At 68.5% G+C, this 25,204-nt stretch carries 20 protein-coding genes and 3 pseudogenes; 9 read left to right on the plus strand and 14 right to left on the minus strand.

The features are described 5' to 3' along the window. The first annotated feature begins 41 nt into the window (after positions 1-41). The 3 genes from OG485_RS40455 to OG485_RS40465 are packed head-to-tail and all read left to right on the plus strand — an operon-like array spanning position 42 to position 1,554. Positions 42-791 carry a hypothetical protein gene (locus tag OG485_RS40455; protein ID WP_328673791.1) on the plus strand — a complete coding sequence of 250 codons (750 nt, stop codon included), beginning with the start codon at positions 42-44 and terminating at the stop codon, positions 789-791. Further along, positions 788-1,288, plus strand: a complete 501-nt coding sequence (locus OG485_RS40460; RefSeq protein ID WP_328673793.1) for a GntR family transcriptional regulator — start codon at positions 788-790, stop codon at positions 1,286-1,288. The genes OG485_RS40455 and OG485_RS40460 overlap by 4 nt, the downstream gene beginning before the upstream one ends. Continuing rightward, a complete protein-coding gene (locus OG485_RS40465; RefSeq protein ID WP_328673795.1) occupies positions 1,285-1,554 on the plus strand; it encodes a hypothetical protein in 270 nt (89 codons plus the stop codon). The genes OG485_RS40460 and OG485_RS40465 overlap by 4 nt, the downstream gene beginning before the upstream one ends. 191 nt (positions 1,555-1,745) lie before the next feature. Here OG485_RS40465 and OG485_RS40470 read toward each other — a convergent pair whose 3' ends face one another. Both OG485_RS40470 and OG485_RS40475 read right to left on the minus strand, forming a co-directional pair. Further along, positions 1,746-3,509, minus strand: coding sequence for an amidohydrolase (locus OG485_RS40470; protein WP_328673797.1), 1,764 nt, complete (start codon positions 3,507-3,509; stop codon positions 1,746-1,748). A gap of 392 nt (positions 3,510-3,901) precedes the next feature. Further along, a complete protein-coding gene (locus tag OG485_RS40475; protein ID WP_328673799.1) occupies positions 3,902-4,294 on the minus strand; it encodes a hypothetical protein in 393 nt (130 codons plus the stop codon). 207 nt (positions 4,295-4,501) lie between these two features. On the opposite strand from OG485_RS40475, the gene OG485_RS40480 reads away from it, so the two are divergent. Next, on the plus strand, positions 4,502-5,170 hold the full coding sequence (locus OG485_RS40480) for a class I SAM-dependent DNA methyltransferase (RefSeq protein ID WP_328673801.1): 669 nt from the start codon (positions 4,502-4,504) through the stop codon (positions 5,168-5,170). An 88-nt stretch (positions 5,171-5,258) separates the two neighbouring features. Here OG485_RS40480 and OG485_RS40485 read toward each other — a convergent pair whose 3' ends face one another. The 3 genes from OG485_RS40485 to OG485_RS40495 form a co-directional block, all read right to left on the minus strand. After that, positions 5,259-5,633 carry a hypothetical protein gene (locus OG485_RS40485; protein WP_328673803.1) on the minus strand — a complete coding sequence of 125 codons (375 nt, stop codon included), beginning with the start codon at positions 5,631-5,633 and terminating at the stop codon, positions 5,259-5,261. 213 nt (positions 5,634-5,846) lie between these two features. Beyond that, a complete protein-coding gene (locus OG485_RS40490) occupies positions 5,847-5,990 on the minus strand; it encodes a hypothetical protein (protein ID WP_328673805.1) in 144 nt (47 codons plus the stop codon). Between the two features lie 605 nt (positions 5,991-6,595). Next, positions 6,596-7,054, minus strand: coding sequence for a hypothetical protein (locus OG485_RS40495; protein ID WP_328673807.1), 459 nt, complete (start codon positions 7,052-7,054; stop codon positions 6,596-6,598). 263 nt (positions 7,055-7,317) lie between these two features. On the opposite strand from OG485_RS40495, the pseudogene OG485_RS40500 reads away from it, so the two are divergent. Further along, positions 7,318-7,896 (plus strand): annotated as a pseudogene (locus tag OG485_RS40500) (transposase family protein); the annotation flags it as partial. A 134-nt stretch (positions 7,897-8,030) separates the two neighbouring features. Here the strand turns inward: OG485_RS40500 and OG485_RS40505 are convergent. Beyond that, entirely contained in the window at positions 8,031-8,462 is a 432-nt protein-coding gene (locus OG485_RS40505; protein ID WP_328673810.1) for an SRPBCC family protein, read from the minus strand. Positions 8,463-8,508: 46 nt separating this feature from the next. Further along, positions 8,509-9,519, minus strand: a complete 1,011-nt coding sequence (locus tag OG485_RS40510) for an aldo/keto reductase (RefSeq protein ID WP_328457500.1) — start codon at positions 9,517-9,519, stop codon at positions 8,509-8,511. A 140-nt stretch (positions 9,520-9,659) separates the two neighbouring features. Between OG485_RS40510 and OG485_RS40515 the strand changes: the two genes are divergently transcribed. Next, positions 9,660-10,559, plus strand: coding sequence for a LysR substrate-binding domain-containing protein (locus tag OG485_RS40515; RefSeq protein ID WP_328673814.1), 900 nt, complete (start codon positions 9,660-9,662; stop codon positions 10,557-10,559). A gap of 59 nt (positions 10,560-10,618) precedes the next feature. Here OG485_RS40515 and OG485_RS40520 read toward each other — a convergent pair whose 3' ends face one another. The 4 genes from OG485_RS40520 to OG485_RS40535 form a co-directional block, all read right to left on the minus strand. After that, a complete protein-coding gene (locus tag OG485_RS40520) occupies positions 10,619-10,786 on the minus strand; it encodes a hypothetical protein (RefSeq protein WP_328673816.1) in 168 nt (55 codons plus the stop codon). Between the two features lie 389 nt (positions 10,787-11,175). Then, positions 11,176-12,828 carry an ArnT family glycosyltransferase gene (locus OG485_RS40525; protein ID WP_328673818.1) on the minus strand — a complete coding sequence of 551 codons (1,653 nt, stop codon included), beginning with the start codon at positions 12,826-12,828 and terminating at the stop codon, positions 11,176-11,178. Continuing rightward, complete coding sequence (locus OG485_RS40530) at positions 12,825-13,805, minus strand: glycoside hydrolase family 26 protein (RefSeq protein ID WP_328673820.1); 981 nt, start codon at positions 13,803-13,805, stop codon at positions 12,825-12,827. The genes OG485_RS40525 and OG485_RS40530 overlap by 4 nt, the downstream gene beginning before the upstream one ends. Then, positions 13,802-15,409 (minus strand): glycosyltransferase family 2 protein, encoded by a 1,608-nt coding sequence (locus tag OG485_RS40535; RefSeq protein WP_328673823.1) that lies wholly within the window; start codon positions 15,407-15,409, stop codon positions 13,802-13,804. Before OG485_RS40535 ends, OG485_RS40530 begins: the two co-directional genes overlap by 4 nt. A gap of 289 nt (positions 15,410-15,698) precedes the next feature. Here OG485_RS40535 and OG485_RS44150 point away from each other — a divergent pair. From OG485_RS44150 to OG485_RS40545, 3 genes and pseudogenes are all read left to right on the plus strand, one after another. Then, positions 15,699-15,948: pseudogene (locus OG485_RS44150) on the plus strand (IS701 family transposase); the annotation flags it as partial. Positions 15,949-16,205: 257 nt separating this feature from the next. Next, positions 16,206-16,683: pseudogene (locus OG485_RS40540) on the plus strand (DUF2201 family putative metallopeptidase); the annotation flags it as partial. Between the two features lie 52 nt (positions 16,684-16,735). Further along, positions 16,736-18,238 carry an SDR family NAD(P)-dependent oxidoreductase gene (locus OG485_RS40545; protein ID WP_328673825.1) on the plus strand — a complete coding sequence of 501 codons (1,503 nt, stop codon included), beginning with the start codon at positions 16,736-16,738 and terminating at the stop codon, positions 18,236-18,238. 295 nt (positions 18,239-18,533) lie between these two features. On the opposite strand, the gene OG485_RS40550 is transcribed toward OG485_RS40545, so the two are convergent. The 3 genes from OG485_RS40550 to OG485_RS40560 all read right to left on the minus strand — a co-directional run bounded on the left by OG485_RS40550 (position 18,534) and on the right by OG485_RS40560 (position 25,045). Beyond that, on the minus strand, positions 18,534-19,349 hold the full coding sequence (locus OG485_RS40550; protein WP_328673827.1) for a thioesterase II family protein: 816 nt from the start codon (positions 19,347-19,349) through the stop codon (positions 18,534-18,536). Further along, positions 19,346-21,316: a non-ribosomal peptide synthetase gene (locus OG485_RS40555; RefSeq protein ID WP_328673829.1), complete on the minus strand. Its 1,971-nt coding sequence runs from the start codon at positions 21,314-21,316 to the stop codon at positions 19,346-19,348. Before OG485_RS40555 ends, OG485_RS40550 begins: the two co-directional genes overlap by 4 nt. 582 nt (positions 21,317-21,898) lie before the next feature. Next, a complete protein-coding gene (locus OG485_RS40560) occupies positions 21,899-25,045 on the minus strand; it encodes a type I polyketide synthase (RefSeq protein ID WP_328673831.1) in 3,147 nt (1,048 codons plus the stop codon). Positions 25,046-25,204 lie beyond the last annotated feature (159 nt).

Raw genomic sequence — 25,204 nt, forward strand, 5'->3', positions numbered from 1 at the left:
TACAAGCGGTGAGTACAAGTGCGAGCACACGGGGGTTTCTCATGCGCGAACTCGGCACCGTCCCACGCCCGACCGCCACCGACCGCTATGCGCGCTGGGCCGGGCTGCTCGTCGGACTCGTCGCCGCCCGCCTGGTCGGCTCGAACGACGGCCTCGGCGTCGGCATCCTGTACGCCATCCCGGTGTTCGGACTCTGCGCGGTCGCCGGCGTCCTGGTGGGCGACGCGCTGACACCGCCGCCGCGGGGAACCGTCCGCACGGCCGGTCTCGCGCCGCGCCACATTCGCGACTACGTGCCACCGCGCATGACCCTGCTGCTCCTCGCCGAGGCCGCCGTCCTCGTCGTCCTGCTGGCGGTGGCCGCCGTGGTCGCCTCGCCCGACGACATGGGCCGCGCCGGGCGCTCCCTGACCGTGACCTGCCCGGACGGAAGCACGGCGAGCACAAGTCCCTGGCCGGGCCTCTTCTACGGCCTGCCCATCCTCGCCGCCCTCGCCGTCTCCACCACCGCGTGCGTCTGGTCCCTGACCCGGATCGCCCGCCGTCCCGGCGACGAGCAGACCCGCCGCGACCGGTCGCTGGCGATCGTCGCCGCATGGGGGCTGCTGGTCTCCGCGCCCCTTCTCGGCGCCGCCTCGACGGCGTCGGGCGCGCTGATGGACATCGGCTGCGACGGCACGGTGGGGCGCCTTGCGAACTGGGCACTGTGGCCCACGGCCCTGGTCGCCCTCGTCACCGTGCCGTGGTGTCTGTTCACGGTGATCGTGCCCAAGGCCGGGGTGCGCCGGTGAACGGTCCCGCCGTCCACGTCGACACCGCGAGCCCCGCCCCGCCCTACGAACAGATCCGCGCCCAGCTGGCCGCACTCATCACCACGGGTCGCATGCCGGAGGGGGAACGCCTGCCGACGGTGCGCCAGCTGGCGGCCGACCTGGGCCTGGCGGCGGGCACGGTGGCGAGGGCCTACCGCGAACTGGAGGCGGCGTCCCTGATCCGCACCCGCCGTGGGGCGGGGACACGGGTGGCCCCGCTTCCGGCACCGACCCGGACACCAGACCCGGCCAAACTGGCGGAACTGGCCCTCCGCTTCGTGACCGAGGCCCGGGGCCTGGGCGCGGCGCGGACGGGGAGCCGGTGCAGCGGGCGGTACGGGACGCGCTGGACGAGTAGCGGCTGTACGGGGGGCGGGCCCTGCAACCGCCGCGCGGAGGGACGACGGTGCCGCCGCGGCCCTCGTCCCGCTTACGACGTTGTGCGCGATAGTCGCGGAGTCGGCCTGGGAAGATGACAACAGCCATGCGGGTTGGGGCTGTTGTGAGACAACTCCTCACCCGCACGGCCTTGTCGCATCGGATCTGCACCGGCATCTCCCGCAAGCACCTGGGCAAGCTGATCGCCGAGCTGACCGTAGCCGGTGCAGGCACCGATGCCGACTTTGATCGCGTTCCAGTCCTGGTGAATCATCACGTAGACCTTTGCCGGTCAGGCCAGGTCGATACCGAAGGTGGCGCACATCCGGCACCCCTTGCCAGTACGGACGCCGGTCAGCCGTAGGTGCACTTGGTGGCCGTTGGGGCAGTGGCAGAGCCAGCGCTTATCGCTTCCGGGATAGGGCTCCAGCGGTTCGAAGCCGTGCGTGCGGATCTCGGCCGCGCACGCTTCGGGGTCCAGCGGTGCGCTTCCCGCACAGTGTTCGCAGCCGGCAGGCCCGTACCCGTCCCCTCGACTGGGTGACCTTCGGGGCGTCAGCAGTGGTGGGCAAAGGCTGCGGGCATGGCCTTTCGCAGGACGGGGGCGGGGCGCGTGGGAGAGGGCGGGTAGACGGTCCTGCCCTCCTTGATGGTTTCCACGACGGTGATGTCCTTGATCTTCCGCTCGGGGATCGTGAGCGGGTTGTTGCTGAGGATCACGAAGTCGGCGAGCTTGCCAACCTCGATGCTGCCCTTGGTGTCCTCTTCGAAGTACTGGCGGGCGGCGTTGATGGTGATGGACTTCACCGCGTCCAGGGCCGACACGCATTGGTCCGGGCCCAAGACGCTTCCTGAGGTGCGGGTGACGCGGGTGACCTGGCTGGACAGGATGGCGATCGAGTTGGGCAGGGCGACGGGTGCGTCGTGGTGCGAGGTGTAGGCCATGCCGCGGTCCACTGCCCACCGGGCCGGCGAGATGTCGACAGCGCGTTCGGGGCCGAGCACGGTCTTGCGGTACCAGTCGCCCCAGTAGTAGGTGTGCATGGAGAAGAACGACGGGATGATCCCGAGTTCCCGGAACGCCTCGATCTGGTCCTCGCGGGCCGTCTGGCAGTGGATCGCCGTCGTACGCCGGTCCTGTCCGGCTTCTTTGGTGGCCGAGCGCACGCACCGGATGAGCTGGTCGATGGCGGCGTCGCCGTTCACATGCGCGATGACGTGCCAGTTGTTGGCGAAACCCGCCTGGACCTGGGCCAGGACGTCCTCGTCCGGCAGGGTCGCATAGCCGCAGTATTCCTCGTCCTGGTCCTCGGGCGGTGTGAGGTAGGGCTCGGTGAGCCAGGCGGTGCGCCCCTGGGGCGAGCCGTCCAGGACCAGCTTCACCCCGGCCGCGCGCAGGCCCTTGGCGTACTCCCGGCTGGCTTGGACCGTGGCAGGGGATTTCATGGCCTGGTCGGCCTTCACGTAGACGACCACGTCGGTGGGCAGGCCGGCGGGGTAGGCGTCCGCGACCTGCCGCATGAGGCCCAGGACCTCCAGGCTCGCTGCCCCCTCCTGCACGGTCGTGAAGCCGAAGCTCGCCGCCGACAGGAGGCCCACGGGCAGGAACTGCCCGCTGTCGACGGGGTCCATCCCGGCGACGGCCAGGTCGGCGGCGGGGTTGAACGCGGTCTCTTCCAGCACCCCGTTCGGCTCCCCGTACACGGGCCCGGATTCGGTTGCGCGCTCCAGCCTCCGCCGGATCACCCCGCCCTCCGGGTCCGGCGTCATGGCGGTGTACCCGAGTCGTTCGAGCCCCAGGCTGTTGACCGCTCCCAGATGGAAGGACTGGTGGATCGCCAGCACGGGCTTCTCGGTGGACACCACGTCCAGGTCGTGGCGGGTGGGGTGCTTGCCCTCGGCGAGCATGGAGTCGTCGTAACCGAAACCGATGATCCAATCCGAGCGTTTCCCCGCCTCGCTCTCGGCGAACTCGCGCAGTTTGTCATGGAGGGACGCGATGTCGGTGACGTCGCCGTCGGGAGCGGCCAGGAGATTGGCGATCGTGGCCTGCAAGCCGGTGCCGGTGACGTGGCCGTGCGCATCGATGAAACCCGGCAGCAGGGCCTGATCGGGCAGCAGGGCGTGCATCCGCGTCTCTGGTCCCTGCCACGCGGCCTGTGCCCGGGACAGGTTGCCGACGAAGACGATCCGGCCGTCCTTGACCGCCACCGCCTCAGGCGCTGCCGACTTGTCGTCGGCGACCGTCACGATGGAACCGCCGGAGAAGATGGCGTCGGCATCTCCAGACCGCGCTCCCGGTGAGATTGCCTGAGACATCACACACCACCTGTTCTCCTGCGGATGACCAGCCTTCATTACGAAAGGTAGTCGTTTGCGTACGAATCGCGAGCGAGCGGCGCCGATCAGTAGCGCAGGATGAGGCCGACTCGGCACACGCGCACGAGACTCACGGACCTTCATCGGGACGGGACACCAGCGGGCCGGATCATCTGAGACGCGAGCGAATCGGACCCGTTCACCTGAGATCTGCACCAGATCGACAGAGACAGAACACCCAGCCCCGCCCGGACAACGGAACAGCCAATGTCCTCTCTCAGGTAAGTGCGGGCAGAACGAAGCTCTGACCTGCCGTGCTCACGCTTAGGTGAGACACGAGAGCGCAAACCGTCTCGGAGAACTGTGGACATCTTGTCGCGCTGCCGAAGCTCCTAGAGCGCTGAGGCCAGGACCGCGGCCAGCGCGAAAACGCCGGCCAGTACGGAGCAGACGATCGCAGCGACGAGGTGGGTGCGCCAGTGGTTCTCCTCGTCTTGCACCACCACCGCGGTACGCGGCCTGCCCTTCCAGTAGGCGATCTCCACCACGTCACCGGCCTCGAAGCGTGGAGATCCATACCCCTGAACCGCAACCCGTCTGCTCTTGCCGTCTGGAGTGACGAACGAACACCAGGCGCTCGCGTTGCCGTCGTCCCAGGTGACGTAGTCACACACACCGGGTGCGCGCTCTCCATGGGCTATGAGGCGACGAACCCCTCTCGCCTTCCTGACCGGGATCAAGCCCAGCAGGCCGAAAAAGACAGCCGCGGCTATGTAGGCGCTCATCAGTCCCCCTCAAGACATGACTGTGATCATCCCGCACTTGCCTACAGAAGCGCGGGGCTGCCTACGCATCACCGGGACCGGGCAGCCAAACCCGTGATCTCAACTCGGCACAGTCCCTGAGGGGTGGGGCTGCCCGTTCGTGGAGTCGGGTCATGCCGAGTGGTCAAGGGCGCCTGCTCTCCCCGGCCGCGGTCCTATTGTTGGCTGATGCGCGCACACCGTATTGACCGCCCGGCCGATCTCGATGTGGTCCGTGAGTCCTATGACCAGGTGGCCGACAACTACGCCCACATGGTGGTGACGACGGGCATGGGTGACATCCGTCGTCATCCCTGGCTCAAGGCGTCGATTGACGCCTTCGCCGACAGCGTGGGTGAGCTCGGGCCCGTCCTCGACGTCGGCTGCGGCCCTGGCACGGTGACTGGCTACCTCGCCGAACGTGGACTCGACGTTTCCGGGGTGGATCTCTCTCCCCGCATGATCGAGAACGCGCGTCGTCTTCATCCGCATTGCCGCTTCAGCGTCGCCTCCGCCACCGAGCTCGACCTTGGTGAAGCGTCGCTCGGCGGCGTGCTCGGGTGGTGGTCGCTGTTCAACCTCCCCCGCGATGTCCTTCCTCAGGTCCTCGCTCATTTCGCGCACGCCCTGAAGCCGGGCGGGTACTTCATCGCCGGCACACACGTCGGCGACGAGGACGCGGTGCGCACCGAGGCTTACGGAGGAGTGCCGGTTCGTTGGACCACGCACAAGTGGCAGCCGGAGCAGCTCGTGGACCTGATCGAGCAGGCCGGACTGCACCCGGTGGCCGAACTCCGGCTCCCCGCGGACGAGTGGAGCGGGCCGGGCGTGGTCGTCATGGCCAAGCGCCCCGACTGAGGACAAGGCGCCGGAGGCGGCACAAGTCCCGTGCCGGGACCCGTCACCTTGCGCCTGCAGCGGGTTTCGTCGGTGCGTTCCTCTGCGGTCACCAGATCCACATTCCTCCTGGGACGCCGTCGGGGCCGAGGTAGTGGGCTGCTTCGGGGCCCACGCGCGTGGCGTCGTCGAGGGGGATGACGAATCGGTCCTTGCCGAAATGGAGTGCGAGGAGCCGGTCGGGGTCGAGTTCGTAGTCGTCGACGGTCTTGCCGATGTAGCGGTGCAGCAGATCCATTGATCCGGGCTGGGGGAAGCGCCATTCACGGCCGTCCTGCACGCCGAAGGGGTCGCTGACGGCGCGCAGGACCTCTCCGTTGGGGTCGAAGTGCAGTTCGACGTAGTCGGCTACGAAGCACACGGACCTGACGTCCAGGCCCACCAGTTGCTGGATCGGGCTATCGGGATCGTTCGGGATGTTCACCGCTCCATGATCCCAAGCGGCTCAGGCAGCATGAACTCAGCCGACGAGATACTCGATGTCAAGGCTGTCCGAATGCCCGGGCCAGGAGAGGGAGAACTTTCAGCATCCCGGCTTCGGCATATCGATGTCAGAAGGGCCAGGACCTCCTGCAACCGAACGAGTAGCCACTTCGTTCGTGCCGGCAAGGCTCGCTTTGATGGTCAACCTTGATGGTCAACCGGTCATCAGGCCCAGATCGGCGGCGCCTTGGGCGTCCTTCGCCACCCAAAGGATCTTGTTCGCCCGGCCCTTGGCGGCCGGCGCGTGGTAGGGGTAGCCGAAGAGCACGGCAGCGATCTCACCCTTGTCGCCGATCACATGGCGCTGGGAACTGCCTCGCAGGAATCCCTTCCGCGCCCAAGCGGGAAGAGGGCCCTGCTCCATCACGGGCTGACAGCGGCCACCCGTATTCGACCCGACGACGGCGTGAGTCGACTTCGTCGCCTTCGCATCACTCGGGCTGTTCTCGGGCCCACTGCAACCCGATGCCGTGAGCACTGCGGCTGCCAGAAGCGCAAGCAGTGCACCAGGCACGGCGGAACCGTCCGAATGACGCACGATCAATCGACTCAGGTGCAACAGACATCCCGGCCCCCGATACGTCGCGGCCGCTCGCCGGATCGGCCCGGCAAGTCGAGTTGAACGGTCAATGACAAGTGGTGACTGCTCCACGGGTTTCACGAAACGCGGAACCTGCTATCTGGCCAGACCTACAGCTCCCCCACAGTCACGGGCGACCCATCGTTGGCGCCTTACGGAAGCGTTTGTGTTCAGAAGGTGTCACCGTGTGACGCTAATGGGTTCAGAAACGGGCTCATAGCAGGGAGTGGGTTTGATTCGCTTTGACAGCCAGCAGGTTTCTGTCACTTGATCTTGACCGTCGGATCTTCTGTGATGAATGGGCCGGTGTGGGCCGTGGTTCGCTAGCGGTGGGAACGGCTGAACAGGTGTGCCTGCCGTACCCCGGCTTTGCGGAGTTCGTCCGTCACGATGCGCAGTGCGGTGCGGGCCATGTGCGGGTAGATCCCGTCCTTGCAGTCCATCCAGATGCGGGGCACCGTGGCGTCGACGGCGGCGTAGTTGGGACTGTAGGGAGGTAAGGCTTCGTCCCAGAGGTTCTCGGCCTCCTCCGGAGAGAGTTCGCGGCCGTCCTCGAACACGCGCATCAGTCGAGGTTCCGCAGCGGTGAGTGCGGCGACCGCGCGGGCCGGTTCGTCCGACTCGACGACGATCTCCCAGTTCTGCACCGGTGCATCGCCATTGCCCCCAAGGATCCCGAATGTCTCGGGGGCGACCGTGATACCGCCCGGCTCGCTCTCCGTGACCACGGCCCGCCGCATCCACAACGCCGCCTCGTCGCTGTACAGGCAGGCCTCTGTCACGCGCCAGAGCATCTGCGGGCCCGAACCACGAACCGCCTCCTCGAACAGTTCCTGGGCGTGCTCCCACTGTCCTGACTCCCGGGCCAGGCACCCACGCCTGAACAAGGCCTCGGAAGAGTGATCTGCAGACGGCGGAAGAGCGTCGGTATCCATGGCCCTTCTCTATCAGTGGGCACTGACAGCTCGTCACTGGATTACTGGCAGAGCCGACACAACCTGGCCCCAGCCGCATAACCCGTGTCCAAGATTCCGGGTCAAGGCCCATGCGCCAGCTCGCCCCGCTGTTCGGCATCTCCTCGGCGACGGTCTGCCGGGTCGTCCAGCGGCTTGGCCCGCTGCTCGCCCTGGAGCCGGCGCCACGGCCGACGGCGGACATCGAACGCTTGTGGATCGTGGACGGCACCCTGATCCCGGTCCGTGACCGGAAGATCGGCGCCTCGAGCCGGAACTACCGGTTCTCGGCGAACGTGCAGGTCATCATCGACGCCGACACGCGCCTGGGTCATCGCCTCGGCCCGCCCGCGCCGGGCAACAAGGCCGACGCCCACATCTGGCGCGAGTCGGATCTGCCGGTGGCGGCGGCCGGAGTGACGGTGATCGCGGACGGCGCCTACCTGGGCACCGGACTGATCGTCCCGCACCGCAGAAGGGCCGGACGGCCCCTCCTGAGCGGGCAGGAGGAGGACAACGCCGAACACCGACGGGTGAGGGCCCGCGTCGAGCACACCTTCGCCCGCATGAAGAACTGGAAGATCCTCCGCGACTGCCGTCAGAAAGGCGACAGCCTCCACCACGCCGTCCAGGCCGTCGCCACCATGCACAACCTCGCCCTCGCCGGGTGAAACACCAGGTCAAGCACCACTCCGACCCGCCCGAGAAGGACCTTGTGCAACACCCTTTAGTGCACTGCTGCCCTGGTGCCGTGTGCCCCAGCCGAGCTCGTGGCCGAACAGGGGCATCTGCGGGTTCTCCGGACCTAGACCGAGGCCGGGGGTGCGGTGAGGGTCTGGTTCAGCGCGGCCAGGCCCTGCGTGTAGATGCCGTGGAACAGGGCGACGGCGTCGTGGTCGCTGATGCCGTCCGGTGTGAAGACGCCGGACCATTCCACACGGGCCGTGTCCCGGCGGGGCGTCTCGTGCACCGTGAGCGTGGAGCGGTAGCCGGTGACGGGGAACGGGGCCCGGAGGATCGAGTAGCTGTACGTCCGGGCCTCGTTGTCGAAGGCTTCGAGCCGTTCGACGATCACCTCGCCCTCCTCGTTCTCCAGGCGGCGCAGGCGTCCGCCTTCACCGAGTTCGCTGGTGGGGATGTAGGGGAGCCAGTCGGGCAGCGAGTCGAAGCCCCCGATGAGCTGCCAGACGCGGTCGGGCGATGCGGTGATGTCGATGGACGCGGTGGTCGTGGCCACGGGTTTCTCCTGTAGGTGTACGTGTACGTGTGCGGGGTGGGAAAGGTCAGGCGGCGGGGACGGGGGCGTCCTGCGCTATCAGTCGCTCCTCGCGCAGGTCGGTCCAGAACTCGGCCGGGATCCTCTCGCCGAGAGCGGCGGTGTCCTCGGCGATGCGACCGGGCTTGGTGGCGCCGGGGATCGCGGCCGCCGTCGCCGGATGGGCGAGGGAGAACTGGAGCGCGGCGGACTTGATGCCGACTCCGTGCCGCTCGGCGAGTGCCTTGATCCGCTCCACCTTGTCGATGATGTGTGCGGGCGCCTTCTGGTACTCGAAGTGCGTACCTCCGGCGAGGATGCCCGAGCTGTACGGGCCGCCGACCACGATGTCCACGTCCTGGGCCGCGGCGGCCGGCAGCAGGCGCTGCAGGGCGCGGCCGTGGTCGAGAAGGGTGTAGCGGCCCGCGAGGAGGAAGGCGTCGGGCTTCGGCTCGTCCAGGTCCAGGGTGAGCTCCAGGGGTTCCACGCGGTTGACGCCGAGGCCCCAGGCCTTGATGACCCCTTCCTCGCGCAGCCGCTGCAGGACCCGGAAGGCGCCGGTGCGGGCGCTCTCGTAGGCGGCCAGCCACTCGTCTCCGTAGAAGTCCTGCGCGACGTCGTGCACCCACACGATGTCGAGGCGGTCCGTGCGCAGCCGCTCGAGGCTGTCCTCGATGGAGCGCAGGGTGGCATCGGCGGTGTAGTCGTTGACCATCTTGTTCGGGCGGCCGTGTTCGAACAGGCCACCCTTCTCGCCGAGGTCGCGGGCGGCAGGGTCCTCGATCTCGTCGAGGACGACACGGCCGACCTTCGTGCTGAGGACGAACTCCTCGCGCGGGTGCTGTGCCAGTACGTCGCCGAGCCGGATCTCGGAGAGTCCCGCGCCGTAGAAGGGCGCGGTGTCGAAGTAGCGGATGCCCTGGTCCCAGGCCGCCTCGACGGTGGCCGCGGCCTCCTCGTCGGGGATGGCGCGGAACATGTTGCCGAGCGGTGCGGTGCCGAAGCCGAGCGCGCCGGGCAGGAGGGACTTGATGCTCATGAAGGGGTCCTCGCGATGGTGATTCGGACGGATACATCACCGGATGTGCGATCCGTCGGCCTTACGTCTTCGAGGCTAGGATCCCTACATGAGACTGTCCAAGACTTGCTCGGACAAACTTGAGACCTCCGAGGTCCTACATGCTTGACCTGCGACAACTCCGCTACTTCGTCGCCGTCGCCGAGGCCGAACACGTCGGCCGCGCCGCCGAGCGGCTGCACATCTCCCAGTCACCCCTCAGCCGGCAGATCGCCCAGCTCGAGAAGAACCTGGGCCTCACGCTCTTCGAACGCAGCCAGCAACGCATCCGGCTGACCTCCGACGGCAGAGTCTTTCTGACCGAGGCGCACGCCCTCCTGCGCCACGCCGACCGGCTGGAGAACCTCGGCCGACGGCTCGGCCGGGGGGAGGAGGGCGGCCTGTGCATCGGCTACGTGGCCGATGCCATGCACACCGGCGTCCTGCCCTCAGCCCTGCGCACCCTGCGTGACCAGCGCCCCGGCATCCACGTCGCGCTGTACGACCAGGAGTCGGCCGAGCAGTTCGAGGGGCTGCGCCAGCGGAGCCTTGACATCGCGCTGGTGCGCACACCGCCGCCCGAGGGCGACCCGGACCTGGACGCGGCGCCGTTGCTGCGGGACCCGCTGCTGCTCGTGCTGCCCGAGCGGCATCCCCTCGCCCTGGCGGAGGAGTTGACACCCGGCGTCCTCGACGGGCAGCCGTGGATCGCGGTGGGCGACGCCCAGGATCCTGCGTGGCGTGACACGTTCGTCGCGTCGTGCGTCGCCTCCGGTTTCACGCCGGACATCCGTCTCGACGCGGCCGACCCCCTCACCGCGCTGGGTCTGGTCGCGTCCGGCCTGGGCCTCGCGCTCATTCAGAGGAGCATGGTGCGAGGCATGTCCGACGGCGTCGCGGTACGTGAACTTCCCTGGTACGAGGGGTCCGTTCAGCTGTGGGCGGCCTGGCACCGGATCGATCTGCGCCCCGTGGTGGCCGCCTTCCGCGAAACGGTGCTCGCGGACCGGACCGCCGGGTGAGGGGAGGCCGCGGGTCGGCGAACGGACGCGGAGGGCTCCGCAGGCCGCCGCCCACGACCTCAGCGGAAGTCGTTCTCCTTGAGCTCGATCACCCATGCACGGCGTTCGCAGATCTTTCCGTCGCGCATACGGAACACCTCGGCCATCGACATGCGCATCACCTCTCCTGTCTCGCGCTTCACCGTTCCGCCGAGCTCGGCCATGACCACGTCGTCCTCCTCGGCCATGCGTCGTCCCCGCCCGCGGGGTAGCTCCTGCCCGAAGTGCATGGGTGTTGCTGTCGCGGGGTGTTATCGCGTGTGGGGTGATGCTGATCAGGCCAGGCTGCCCGTTGGGACGCGCTGTAGCTCTGGCCGGACTTCTCGTCCATCCGTCCCCCGCGCAGCGGCTCCGATTCCGTGTCGGTGATCGATACAGCGACCGATGCGGTCCTCACCGCGGCCCCGACGGACGGTGATCCCGTGGCTGTCACGGTCGGCACCGTGATCAAGCCCGCGTCGGCCACGACCTTGGCGTCGTCGCCGAACCCGTCCACCGTCGGCGGTGCCGTTGCGTTCACTGCCATGGTCGGGAGTGCTGTCGCCGAACCCGGCCCTTCAGTGCCAGGTCAAGTGACTCATCGCTTCAACCAGATCCGGTAGTGGCCGTTGTGCTCGACGAAAGGCACGGTTCGCAGCAGGTGGGGCCGGACGTCGTTACTGGCGCTGTGAAAAGGCAGGGCGGCGAGAAGACGGTAGTGCGGATTCCCTTTCAGCGCGTCCGTGATGACGCCGTTCACCCGTGGGTTGGTGAACCCGTCGAGGACGACCAGGTCGAATTCGCCGTTTCGCAGCGCCTTCCAGTAGGCATCGGTGCCGGTGTGGCGGACGCCGTGCCCGTCCGTGTACTCCATACCGAAGACGCTCTGCCACTGGCGGTGGGTCGTCCTGTCACGCAGGTAGTAGACGGGTACCTCGGGCGTTGAGCTGAGGTAGTGGCCCTTGCGGTTCACGTGAGAGGAGATCGTTCGGATCATCGTCGAGGAGTCGGGCCAGCTTGCGAAGCGCCAGTCTGCCTGCGAGATACCGATGCACAGCATTGCCGACCACAGGGCAATGCCGAGGTGGGTGTGGCGAAAGTGCGCGCCCACCAGTCGCGTCAGGCCCACGCCCGCCATCGGGGCGGCGAAGAGGAGACCGAAGCCGACATGCTTGAACAGCGATACGACCGTCCCCAGGTGCATTTGATACGCGGGCGCGAGCAGCGCTGTGGTGCACATCAGCGCCCCGAGCAACGACCGCTGTACGCGTCCCGGGCCGCTCGACCCAGGAGCGAGCGGTGACTCGTGCAGGCGATAGCGCCGGGCGTACGAGATCCCGCCCGCGACTGCTGCGAGGAACAGTGGTCCGCCCCACGCGATCGACTGCTCAAGCAGGAACATGGCCCCGTCGGAACCATGTTCACGGTTGGTCGTGGTCTGGCTCACTCCTGCCGACAGATCGGTGCTGTACATGCCGAGCACAAGCAGAGCACTCATACCGAGGCCGAGCAGCAAAGCCCGAAGGAACACGCTGCGGCGCCGATGCGGCAGTGCGGTGAGCAGGGCCAGTGCGACGATGGTGGGCAGGTAGAGGCCGGCCGCGTACTTCACACCGACAGCCAGGACGGCGACGGGCGCGGCGAGGAGCACACTCGGAGCGGACATCCCAGCGGTGCGCACGACGATCCAGGTGGCCGATGCCAGGAGGAACACGGCGGGTGCGTCGTAGGTGGCGAGGTGCCCCATGACGATGGTCGACTGCAGCACGGAGAACAGACCTGCGGCGGCCAGCCCCGCCCGCTCATTGAAGAGCCGCCGCGTGAACGAGTACAGCAGCGCAGTGGTGCCCAGCATGAAGAGCAGGCTGAGCATGCGCGCGCCGGACAGTCCGAATCGGCTGTCCACGACGGCCGCGAGTACCGGGTACAGACGTGGCGAGCCGGAGAAGTACGTGGCGTAGTTGGTCTGCACCGCTGTCCCGTGGAGCAGGTGGCTCACTTCGGCACGACCGGCTGTGAGGTAGAGAGCCTCGTCCTGGAACGCCGTGTTCGACAGTCTCAGTGAGAGTGCCGCTTGGAAAGCCAGGATCGTCAGCAGGACGGTCCGGCTGATCCAGGTGCGCCGTCGGCGTCCGGCCGAGCTCCATGCGACCGTGGGCGCCTTCGGCAGGTGGTGAGCCGGCGCGTGGTGGTCGTCGACCTGTGCGGGGGTGGGGGAGAAGGTTTGGGAACCGTGCTGCGTGGGTGTCATCGGACCCTCCGCACGTCGAAGCCGTAGAGGTCATCGGCGCTCAGACGCCGGAACTCTGCGGCGCCCTCCGGGCTCGCGTCCAGCCGCCAGTCTGCGCGCGCCTTGTGGTCGAACCAGGCGAACCCGACGAGGCCGGGGGAGGCGGTGACTCCGTGGAACAGGGCACGCGTGTCTTGAGCGCGGTGTCGGCCAGGCATGGCGGCGGTCTCCAGGAGGAGCTGCGGCTTTCGGCTGAAGCGTGCGATCTCCGTCAGGGTCGTTCCGAACAGGCCGTCGAAGGAGTGAGGGTCCCAGTCGGTGAAGTAGCCGATCAGACCGACCCAGTCGACGTACGCGTCGCCGGGGTAAAGGGGGCTCAAATCCTTGTGTGTGCCTGGCTGAACGATGTTCGGTGACCAGGTCCAGATCACGTTGGTGGCCCCGGCAGCCTCGAAGACATCGTGGACGTGACGCCAGGCCCTGACGTACTCCTGTGGCGTGGTCTCGGTGGTCCCCCACTCCTCCCAGTCGCCGTTCATCTCGTCCGCGAAGCTGATGGCGATCGGGATGTTCAGTCTCCGGACCGCCTTCGCGTATTCCCGGAGATAGCTGTCGGACGCACCGTCGGCAATGCGGCTGAGCGTCGTGCCGTGCGGCTCCCAGGAGGCGACTGTCATCGCCCCCGAGTTCCAGGCGTCGCGCGTGCCCGAGGCATCGAACCTGTCGCCCCAGCCCGCGTAATAGACGATCAGGTTTGGCTGTTTGCCGACCTTCCGAGCCCAGTCGAGCACTGGCTCCATGGAATGTGGGGCTTTGAGCCGGGACACTCCGAAGTATTTCTTCGACGGGTGCAACAGCGGGCCTACGTCGTAGGGCGAGGCATCGGCAGCCGCCACGGCACCGCCATGGCGGCCTGCCGCGGTTGGGGCGCAGGCGGACGCTGCGGGCACGAAGGCTGTGAGAGACATCAGCGCGACGACGGCAAGGGCGCGTGTCATGGGGTTCCCATCGCACGAGGCTGCAGCAGGGCTCTCGCGACGACCACAGCGTAGAAGAGTCCGGACGAGAGGAGCATGACGAAGTCGACGGGGTCGAGGGTGAGTGTGCGCCATGCGGCTGATCCGACCCACAGCAGGGCGGTCCCACCGCCCCACGACCACATGCCGATCCGATGCCGCTCGGTGCCGCTGAGCTTCGCGGCGCAGGAACCGGTTGCCTGCCAGCCCACATGCCGCCCACGCAGGGTGTCCCAGATCGCGAAGGTGTGCGCCCAGCCGTACATCATCCGCGCGGCCCAGGCCTCGAGGCGGTAGGGAACCTTGTGCCACAGAGGGAAAACAGTGGTCGTGTACAAGACGCTGGGCAAGACCAGCCACAGGGTCTCCGCGGTGGGTTTCTCCGGGAACGCCAGCAGGAGCAGAATCGGAATGAGGGGAGCGACGAATGTGAACAGGGCCGTGTGGATGTAGTAGAGGAAGCCCGACAGGTAGCAAAGCCTGCTTGAGATCCGCATCTTTGCCCGCCAGAACTTGGAGCTGCACAGCATGCTCATCGAGCCGGCGCACCAGCGGTATTGCTGACGGAAGAAGGAATCCGCGTTATCGGGGCACACGCCTGCCGACAGTGCGATCGGGACGTAGCGCAGATCCCACCCGAGACTCCGCAGGTCGAAGCCTGTGTGGACATCCTCCGAGTGCTCGATGAGCGTAGTGCCGCCGTTTTCATGCAGTGCCTCCCGTCGATAGACGGCGCAGCTTCCGACGCAGATAGCCCCGTCGTTGCTCTGCCGGGAGACTTGGACAGCCCGGTAGAAAAGCTCCTGGACGGCGCCGGCACCCCGTTCGATCCAGTTCTGGGCGTCCAGCACACGGAAGTACTGAGGGGACTGGACGATGGCGAGACGCTCGTCTTCCGCCAGATACGGAAGAAGTTCGTGGAGCAGATCCGCGCGCGGGGCGAAATCGGCGTCGAGAATAAGGATGTACGTGCCGTGGGTCCGCTCGAACCCGAAGTGCAGATTGCCGGCCTTCTTGAACCAGCCCAGGTTGCTGCGGGTGGCATAGCGGAATCCGAACTCATCAGCCATGGACTGCAGTTCAGGACTGGCCGAGTCATCCAGGACGAACGGCTCGCAGACCCCCGGGTAGTGGGCTGCCAGCGCACGGACATGGGTCCAGGTGTTGTGCAGGATCTCGACCGGCTCGCCGCACACCGGCAGGAAGACATCGACCGACGGGTAGACCTCGGGGCGCCAGGCACCCACGAGCTTTTGGTGGCGTGAGAGGTCGAAATCGCGGCTGAACAGGTTCACCCAAAGCGAGATCAAGTAGTAGAGGACGGTGAATGCCAGAAGCGGATAGAAGAACCGTAGCAGTGGCGCCGAGGAGAAGAGTCGGAACTGGCTCAAGGCGAGGCAGCTGATGCTCACCAGCGACGCAACTGTCAACACCCGTAGGCGGCGGCCGACATAGGAATACTTCTCGAAATCCGACGGCGGCGCCGGCAACAGGTCCGAGTTGCTTGATCCGCAGGGATGTCGCTCAAGGGACTGTCGATTTTGTGCGGCCGACCGTACGGCACGGACGGCTTCAACTGAACTCATGCAAGTCTCCTGTACCAACCGCCTCGTAGGGGTCGAGGTCAATATGCCGGAACCATAGGATGAGACCTGCGGTCACCACGGATAACGCGGTCGAAGGCAGTGATGGTTAACTCGAAATAATGAGCGTCTTCAGCGTTGTCCCTCCAGGGTGAGGACCAGGGTTTCGGCGTAGTCGGCGGGCGTCCGTTTCATAATCACTTGAGATGAAGAGAAGGAGGGCGGGCGGTTTCTGCTCACGTCCGTTGCGCCCGGGAGTCCTTGCGTCTCCCCGCTCCGTCGGGTGGAGCGAGCCGACTGCGCCTACTCCGTCAGCGACACCTGGTATCTCGCGCCACGTGAAGCCGGCCTGGCCTACCTGGTGGCGCTCAGCCGCGCAACGGCATCTGGGTCCCGGTCGGTCAGCCGCACACCCCACCGAAGCTGCACATGCCCTGACCTGGCGTGGTGTCAGACATCCAGGCGACTGGACACCCGTGGAGCGTCACTTCCGCGACGACCGCAGTGAGACCCGGTGGGCCGCTGACGCCCGCCTGGGCGGAGCCGCCGTGCAGGGTTGCAGGGCGCATCCACACGAGGGCGGGCACGGCCAGGCGGACGGCACTCCGACAGGCCCGGCCGGGGAACGCCCCAAGGAGTCCGCCTGGGGTCACATCGGATGAAATGTGAGTGACGGATGGCGTAGTGGTCCTGCATCATGGGCGGTCACTGCGCATGGACGCGCTCGCATGTTCGGTAAGGATTCCTGGTGCAGGCAGTTGTTTCGGTTGCTCCCGCGGCGCTGCCCGAGGCGTTGCTGCACGCCCGTGCCTCACGCCGCCAGGCCTCCTGCCCGGATGTTCCCCGCCCGGGCCGGATACGTCCTGAAAACATCGAACGGCGCTGCACTTTCGGTGTCGTCCTGGACGCCTCCGGGTCCATGGACGCCGTCCTCCTGGGCAAGGCACTGGGCTCGATCGCTTCCTACGCCATCGCCCGTGACGTTCCCGCCGCCCGTGTCGTTCTTCTGCGACGACGCCGCCGCCTACGACGCCGGCTGCCTGCCCGTGGGAACCGTGACGGAGGGGGTCCGGGTGCGAGGCCGCGGCGGCACCGTCCTTCAGCCGGCCGTACGGCTGCTGGAACAGGCACCCGACTTCCGCGCCGACGGCCCGATCCTGATCATCACCGACGGACGCTGTGACGTACTGCGTGTCCGCCACGAGCACGCCTTCCTCGTCCCTGCCGACGCCCAACTGTCCTTCACCCCGCACGGCCCGGTCTTCCACGTCCGATGAGCGTCATCAGGCGGGGAAATCTGCGAACGACATGACACACGTAGGACATTTCATGGACAGCAAACTCATACAGACCTGCCTGGACCTGCTGCACCAGGCACGGCAACTACCGGTAGACGACGCTCAGCGCTGGCTGCTGGAACAGGCTGCCGGCGACCTCGTCCGCGACGGACGCCATCGACGCCGTGCCCAGGCACGCGCAGATCGCGCCGCGGCCGACGCGAAACTGCTGGCCGCCACCGCGACCGGCGCCCCCGACCGCATCATGGACGCCGCGCTGCCCACCGACACCCCGCCCGGACGAGGCCTGACCATCCGGGACTCGCTCCAACTTCAGCCCGACCTCGGTGCAACGGGCCAGCCTCCGAACAGCGCCCCGGGCAAAGGCGAGTCGCGCAGGCTGCTGAATCGCCCGCAACGCTGCTATGTATGCAAGAACCACTACCATCAAGTTCACCACTTCTACCACCAGTTGTGTCCGCGGTGCGCCGACGAGAATCTCGCCCGCCGCACGGCCGGCACCGACCTGACCGGCCGGCGCGCACTACTGACCGGCGGACGTGTCAAGATCGGCTTCCAGGCCGCTCTGATGCTCCTGCGCGACGGGGCCGAACTCACCGTCACCACCCGCTTCCCCCGCGACGCGGTGCGCCGCTTCGCCGCAGCGCCCGGAGCCGCCGACTGGTGGCACCGGCTGCACATCGCCGCCCTGGACCTGCGCGATCCCCGGCAGGTCCTCGCCTTCACCGACCATCTGCTCTCCCAGGGCCTGCCCCTGGACATTCTGATCAACAACGCGGCCCAGACCCTGCGCCGCTCCCCTCACACCTACACCGCGCTGGCCACCGCCGAGACCATCCAGACCTCACTTCCCGCCGCTCAGATCTGGACCGCTCCAAGCTTCACCGCGCCCGGCCCCCGCACCACACCCCTGCCATGGACGGCAGGACTCACCCCATCTCCCCAAGCACCACATGCCCTGGCCGACGCCGCACACACGGCCACCGGACCTGCGGCAGCCCCGCTGCCGCAGGAAACAGTCGACGAGGCAGGTCTGCTCCCCGAGACGGCAACCACCAACTCCTGGACGCTACGGCTGGGACAGGTCGATCCCGTGGAACTGCTGGAGGTCCAGCTGGTCAACGCCATCGCACCATTCCTGCTCGCCGACCGCTTGCTCCCCCTGCTGGACGCTTCCCCCCACCCGCACCGCTACCTGATCAACGTCTCCGCCGTCGAAGGCCAGTTCACCGTCCGCAACAAGACCAGCGACCACCCACACACCAACATGGCCAAAGCCGCGCTGAACATGCTCACCCGCACCAGCGCCGCCGACCTGGCCACCCGCGGCATCCACACCTGCAGCGTCGACACCGGCTGGGTCACCGACGAAAAACCCCTCCCCGCCCGGGACCGGCACGCCTCCACTGGATGGCGCCCGCCACTGGACATCGTCGACGGCGCCGCTCGCGTCTACCACCCCATCGTGCAAGGACAGGCCGGCACACCTATTCACGGCGCCCTCCTCAAGGACTACCAGTGCGTCTCATGGTGACCTTCTCCAACAGCCGTAGCAGCGACCCTGGGTGTCGGAAAACGATGGCGAGCGAGCTGGATGCGAGTCGACCCGGAACCTGGCAGCGGAACTGACCCGGCAGGGCCAACACCCCGACCGGAACGCCCGGTCAAGGCCTATCCGGCGGATCATGCCGCGGACGCGGGGTCCGGTACGCGAAACAGTGAACGGGCGTTCGGTGGGTGGTGGTCCGCACGGCAGCGGGAAGGCCGGCAAGGCCGGGTGCGGGCCCGCGGTGGTGGCGCTCACCCCGTGGCCCCGCACCCGGAGTTCCTCAGGAGCCGGGCCGCGGGGCGGAGAGGGCCTCCCGCAGGATCGAGTACGGCGGGTCGGCCACGAGGTAGAAGTGGTTCCCGGAGACGCCGGCCTCATGGACGGGCGCCGTGGTCAACGCGCTCCACGGTCGGCGGTCCGCGTCCTCGTCCAGGTCGCCGACGATGATGGTGACCGGACACCCGAGCAGCGGCTCGGGCGCCATCTCGTAGGTGTGGAACATGCGGTTGTCGGCGATCAGATACGGCAGGACCACCTCCTGGAAGATCGGGTCGGCGACCACCTCCGCCTCGGTGCCGCCCATCCTGACCAGGTCCTTGAGGATTTCGTCGGGGTCCTCGTCGCCGACGAAGGGAGCGGGCAGCGGGGCGTCGCAGGAGCCGGAAGCGAACAGGTGCTCGATCTTGATGCCCCGGCGCTGAAGCTCGCGTGCCGTCTCCAGGGCCACCGGGGCGCCCAGGCTGTGCCCGAAGAGGGAGAGCGGGAGATCCCCCAGCGGTTCGAGCGCGTCGGCGATACCGGCGGCGAGACGGAGGAGATCGTCCGGTGGTTCCTCGTCGAACCGGTTGGCACGCCCCGGGTACTGGACGGCGTGCACCTCGATCTCGGTCAGCGACCGGCCCCAGGAACGGTAGAAGGACGCCGACGCCCCGGCGTGCGCGAAGCACACCAGACGTCTGCGCGCTTCGGGCCGAGGGATCTCGCACACGAGCCAGCGCGAGGCGTCCGAGGTCGCTGGGATCCCTGAGTTCTCCGAGTTCTCGACGTTCTCCGAGTCCTCCGAGGTCTCTGGGGCACTTGACGCGTCTGCGGTCACTGGCGGGCCTCCTTCCGGGCGCGCTGCTGGCGAAGTCTGGCCGTACGGGCACTGCGGGCGGCGTCGGCGGAGGAGGACGGCGCAGTGTCCTCCCCCTGGTCGCGACTGGTGCGGATGAGCGCGATCTGTGCTGCCACGGTGGTTTCCTGGAACAGGGAGACGATCGACGGCCGCATCCCGCAGCGTCGCTCCAGCGCGTCCTGGAGATTGAACATGGCCAGTGAATGGCCGCCGAGATCGAAGAAGTTGACGTCCGGCGGCACCGTGGCCACACCGAGCACCTCCGACCAGGCGGCGGTCACCTGGGCGGCGAGCGGATCGTCGGTGAGCGGAGCGGCCGCCGGGCGGGCGGCGGCCGGCGGCTCTGCGGCGAGTGTCCGCAGCAGCGCGCGGTCGAGCTTGCCGTTGAGGTTGCGCGGCAGTTCCGGCAGGACCCGCAACTCGCCGGGCACCATCGCGGGGGGCAGCTTCTCGGTGAGGGCGCGGCGCAGTACGACCGGGTCCGCGCCCTTTGGGGACGCGACGAAGCCGATCAGGCCCGATCGCTGCCTGTCGGGCAGCACGACCGTGTCCCGGACGCCGTCCAGCGCGCGCAGTGCCGACTCGACCGCACCGAGCTCCACACGGTGGCCGCGGACCTTGACCTGGTCGTCCCTGCGGCCGACGAAGTCCAGGCCGTGGCCCGCGTTCTGGCGGACGATGTCGCCGGTCCGGTACATCCGCGCGCCGGGCTCGGTGACGAAGGGGTCGTCGAGGAAGACCGCCGCGGTGGCCTCGGGACGGCCGAAGTAGCCCCGTGCCACTCCGGTCCCGCCGATGAACAACTCGCCCTCCGTGCCCGGTGGTACGGGCCGGAGCTCGCCGTCGAGGATGTAGAGCCGGGCACCGGGGACCGGGCCGCCGATGCTGACCGGTTCGACACCGGTGAAGCGGTGGTAGGTGGTCCAGACGGTCGCCTCGGTCGGTCCGTACTCGTTGACTAGCTCCACCGCGGAGGAGTGGACGGCGAAGTGCCGTTCGACCAGTGACCGGGGCAGGGACTCGCCCGCCACGATCACCTGCCGCAGACAGGCCAGCGGACCCGTCCCGGCGCGTTCGGCGGCGTCGAGCAGCAGCCCGTACAGCGTGGGCACGCACAGGGTGCGGCTCACGCGGTGGCGGCTGACGAGCGAGACCAGCCGGTCGGTGTCGCGCAGTTCGTCCGCGGAAGCCACGACCAGGCAGCCTCCCGACAGGAGCGTCCCCCATATCCCGGCGACCGACGAGTCGAAGGCCAGCGGTGACACCAGGAGGAAGGTCGCGTTTCCTGGGTAGACCGCGAGACGGGCCCGGGTCGAGGCGGTGAGACTGCGGTGCTCGACGACGACGCCCTTGGGCTCCCCCGTGCTGCCCGAGGTGTAGATGAGGTAGGCCGGATCGGCCGGGCCGACCGTCGTCGCGAAGGAGTCGGGGGCCGTGGTGTCCGGGTCCTCGCCGGGGGTGCCCGGGACCGTGACGACGGGCACCTGGGCACCGGCCGCCCGGTCCAGGGTGTGCGCCGTCGTGACGACGGCCTTCACCTGCGCGTCCTGGAGGATCGTGGCGACCCGGCCGTCCGGCTGGGCCAGATCGACGGGGACGTAGGCGGCGCCCGCGCCGAGGGTGCCGAGCACGGCGGCGATCATCGCGGCGGAGGGCTCGGCGAGCACGGCGACCCGGTCACCGGCGGCCACTCCGGCCGCAGCGAGCCGGTGGGACAGCTGCCGGGACCAGGAGATCAGCTCGCCGTAGGTGACGGCGGTGTCTTCGCAGCGTACGGCGACCGCCGCGGGGCGGTCGGCGGCCAGGCGGGCCACCATTTCGTGTGCGGGGACGAACGCGTTTCGGGGCAGAGGTCCGCCGGGTTCCGGGGCCGTCCACTCCTGTGTCGTTTCGTCGTTGTCCTTCGGCCCGGACGGAGAGGATTTCACGGGTGGTAAGGCCGACATGAGAAAACTCCCCAAAAATATCAGCGGGATTACTGGGGGCTTGCGTGCGATGTATGCGCTCCAACAGGCCTCACCAGCACTTCGCCGACGAACTCGATGACAGCCGACGGCGTGGGTTCGCTTATGGTTCGGTTCGGATTCGAGATGAGAAGCGCGAGCGCGGTCTTTTCTGTCACGGATGACCGCGACATCGTGATGCGATCATAGGAGGGCGGCTTGGTCTGTGCAATGGACCGGTGTGGGCGGGGCATTGGTTGTCCCGGTTGGAATCGGGTTGTGCGGTTCGTCGCATGCGGTCCAGTCGAAAGCGGAATTGTGTGATCCGTGTTGCGCGGGCGAGTTATGCACGCCGATGCATGAATTGACTCGTGTTCGACGGCCGGAGGGTGTGGGTGTTTCGACTCCTTCGAAGTCGTGGGTCGTCGATGCGTGAATTGGGCCGACTGTCGAAGTGCGGCGACGTCGCCCCGCCGCCCCGGGTGCGGAAGCCGCGGGGCCCCGTCGAGCGGGGCGCGCCCGGGGCGGTCGGGGGGCCGCGTCCTCCGGCCCCTCTCCGTACCCGCCCGGGCGCCCCGCGCCGCTCTACGCGCCCTGCCCGTCCGCCTCCTCCAGGACACGGCGGGCCAGCGCGATATGACCGTTCAGCGTCCGCCGGGCCAGCATCTCGCGCACGGGGACACGGATGCCGAACTCGTCGTTCACCCTGCGGATGAGCCGGATGATCAGCAGGGAGTCGCCGCCCTGCTCGAAGAAGTCGGTATCCGCCGGGAATTCGTCACGGCCGAGCAGTTCCGCCCAGATCCGTGTCACTCCCTCCGCCGGGTCGACCGGGGTCGCCGGGCTCTCGGGTTCCGGCTGCTCGCTCCGCTGTTCCGGCAGGGGCGCGGGGACCGGGGAGCGGCTCGGCTCCGGTCCGGGTGAGGCGAGTGCTTCCGGGGCCACCGAGCGCGGTCCCGCGAAGGGGTAGCCGGGCAGCCTGGTCCGGCGGCCGCCGCCGGCCGGTCCGACCGGCTGCCCCCTGGTCCACAGGGCGCCGACGCCACCGAGCACGGCCGACCCCGGCAGGTCCCTGGCCTGGTCCAGGGCGACCGCGGGGAGGCCGGCCGCCTCCGCCATCGGGGAGAGGGGGCGCCCCGGACCGATCTCCACGGCCAGGGCACCCGGAAGGTGCGTGGCCAGTGAGTCGAGGGCGGTGCCGAACAGCACGGACTGCCGGACCTGGGTGACGAACATGTCGCGCGGGAGGACGGTACCGGCCGCGACGACCCGGCCGGACACGTTGAGCGCGATCGGGAGGGCGGACGGACGGAGCTCGATCCCCGCCATCACCCGGGTGAGCGTGGGCAGCGCGGGCTCGATCAGACGGGAGTGGCCCGCATGGGTGTAGCGCAGGCGCCGTACGAAGAAGGTGCCGCCGATACGCCGGAGGTATTCGTCCACCTCCTCGACCGGCCCGCCCAGCACACAGGAGTCGGGGCCGTTGACCGCGGCCACGTCGAGGCCGAGACCCCACTCCTCGGCGAGTGCGAGGGCCCGCTTCACATCCGCCCCGATGGCCAGCATCGCGCCCTCAGGGCAGTCCTGCATGGCCTGGCCGCGCGCGGTGATGAACGCGGCCGCGTCCTCCAGGCTGAAGACCCCGGCGACGGCGGCCGCGGCGATCTCGCCGGAACTGTGTCCGCACACCGCGGCCGGCCGGACTCCCAGTTCCACGAGCGCGGTCGCCGCCGCGTGGCCGACGGCGAAGAGGGCCGGCTGTGCCAGTCCGGGCCGGTTCAGCTCGTCGATGGGGAAGTCCGGGTCGAACAGCGCCTGCCGGATCCGCTCCGCCAGCGGGGAGGCGAAGGCCGCCAGGCACCGGTCGAGCGCCCGGCCGAAGGCGGGAAGAGCGGTGAAGGGCCCGGCCATGGCCGGGCGTTGGGTGCCCCCGCCGGGGAAGAGGAAGACCACCGGGGCGGGACCCGTCACCGGCGCGGTGCCCCGGTACACCCCCGACCGGCCGGCCAGGCGCTCGGCGACCTCGGCACTCGTGCGGCCCGTGACCGCGAGACGCTCGCCCAGGGCCCGCCGGCCGTCGGCCAGGGTGTCGCAGACCTCGCCGAGATCCGGGTCGTGGGCTTTCAGATGGGCAGCCAGGCCGTCGGCCACCCGGTCGAGTGCCTCGGGATCCGCCGCCGAGAGCAGCACCAGACGCTCACGCGGCACCGGCACCGGCACCGGCACCTCCACGGACGCGGATGCGGATGCGGATGCGGAGGTGGGGGCGGCGACCGCGACGGACGCGGCCGGCTCGCGCGGCGGCGCCTGCTCGATCACCACGTGCGCGTTGGTCCCGCCGATCCCGAACGCGCTCACCCCGGCGCGCCGCGGACGGTCCCCGGGCCAGGGGACGGCCTCGGTGGGTAGGTAGAGGGGGCAGTCCTCGGTCCCCTCCAGCAGGGGATTGCGCTCGGTGAACCCCGCGACGGGCGGGATCACACCGCTGCGCACCACGAGCAGGGCTCTGATCAGCGCGGCGACTCCCGCGGCGGCGTCCAGATGGCCGACGCTGGCCTTCAGGGCGCCCACCGCCACACTGCCCGGCCGTGCTCCCGCCCTGCGCAGCGCGGCGTCGGCCGCCGCCCACTCGATCGGGTCGCCGATCCGGGTGCCGGTGCCGTGGGCCTCCAGATAGCCGATGGACCCGCCGTCGACCTCGGCCGCGCTCAGCGCCGCGCCGATGACCCGCTCCTGCCCCGCGGAGGACGGCGCGTAGTAACCGGCCTTGGCGTTCCCGTCGTTGTTGATCGCGGTGCCCAGGATGACGCCGTACGGAACGGGGTCGTCCTCGGTGACGTCCGACAGACGGCGCAACACCACGGCGCCCGCGCCGGAACCGGCGATCACCCCGTCCGCGTGCCGGTCGAACGGCCGGCACGCACCCGTGGCGGACAGCACGCCGCCCGGCTGGTGCAGATAACCCGCCTGGGGATAGCCGAACCCGGCCCCCACCACGAGGGCCTGGTCGCAGTCGCCTCCCAGCAGTGCCTGCACCGCCAGGTGCACGGCGACCAGTGAGGAGGAACAGGCCGTCTGCACGGCGAAGGCCGGCCCGGTCAGGCCGAGTTTGTAGGCCACGCGGCTCGCCATGAAGTCCGGCTCGGTGCCGTGGATCAGGTCGTCCAGCAGACCCGGATCGACGTTCCCGCCGCGGATCATCGCGCGCAGATAGCCGCTGCCCGTCATGGACGCGTAGACGCCGGTCACCGGCGTGCCCTCGCGGGGCGGGGACCCCGCGTCCTCGAGGGCGTTCCAGGCCACCTCCAGCATCCAGCGATGCTGGGGGTCCATCAGTTCCGCCTCGCGTTTGCGGATCTGGAAGAATTCGTGGTCGAAGCGGTCCCAGTCGTCGAGATGGCCGCGTACGGGCACGTAGTCCGGGTCGGCGGCCAGTGCGGCGGGCACTCCGGACGCGACCGACTCCTCCCCGGTGTATCTCCTGCTGTGCACGCTCCCGTGAAGCTGGGAATCCCACCAGTCGTCGATTCCGCGAGGGCCCGGTAATCGTGCTGCCATGCCAGTGACCGCGATGTCCAAGGAGCGATCCCGACTCGTCACAACGTCCCCCATCATGCCGTAAGAAATCGGATATTCGGTCTGATGTTGTGCTGCTGTCGCGTTGTTCTCGTGTGAAATGGGCGGCCTTCGGCGGTAGGCGGGACCGGGTTCCTCGGACCGCGCTGCGATCATGGCACAGCTCACCGCCGGTGAACGAGGGATCGGTCCAGCCGTATTCGTGTGATGTCTGTTTCAACCATGTTCTGTGAAAGGGGGGTTGGCAGGTAATGAACGGACGTGACAACGTCGTACGGTCCTGATGATGTGCTCTCAAACCCCTCATTGCGCGGG

The organism is Streptomyces sp. NBC_00328 (assembly GCF_036139655.1).
GTDB lineage: Bacteria > Actinomycetota > Actinomycetes > Streptomycetales > Streptomycetaceae > Streptomyces.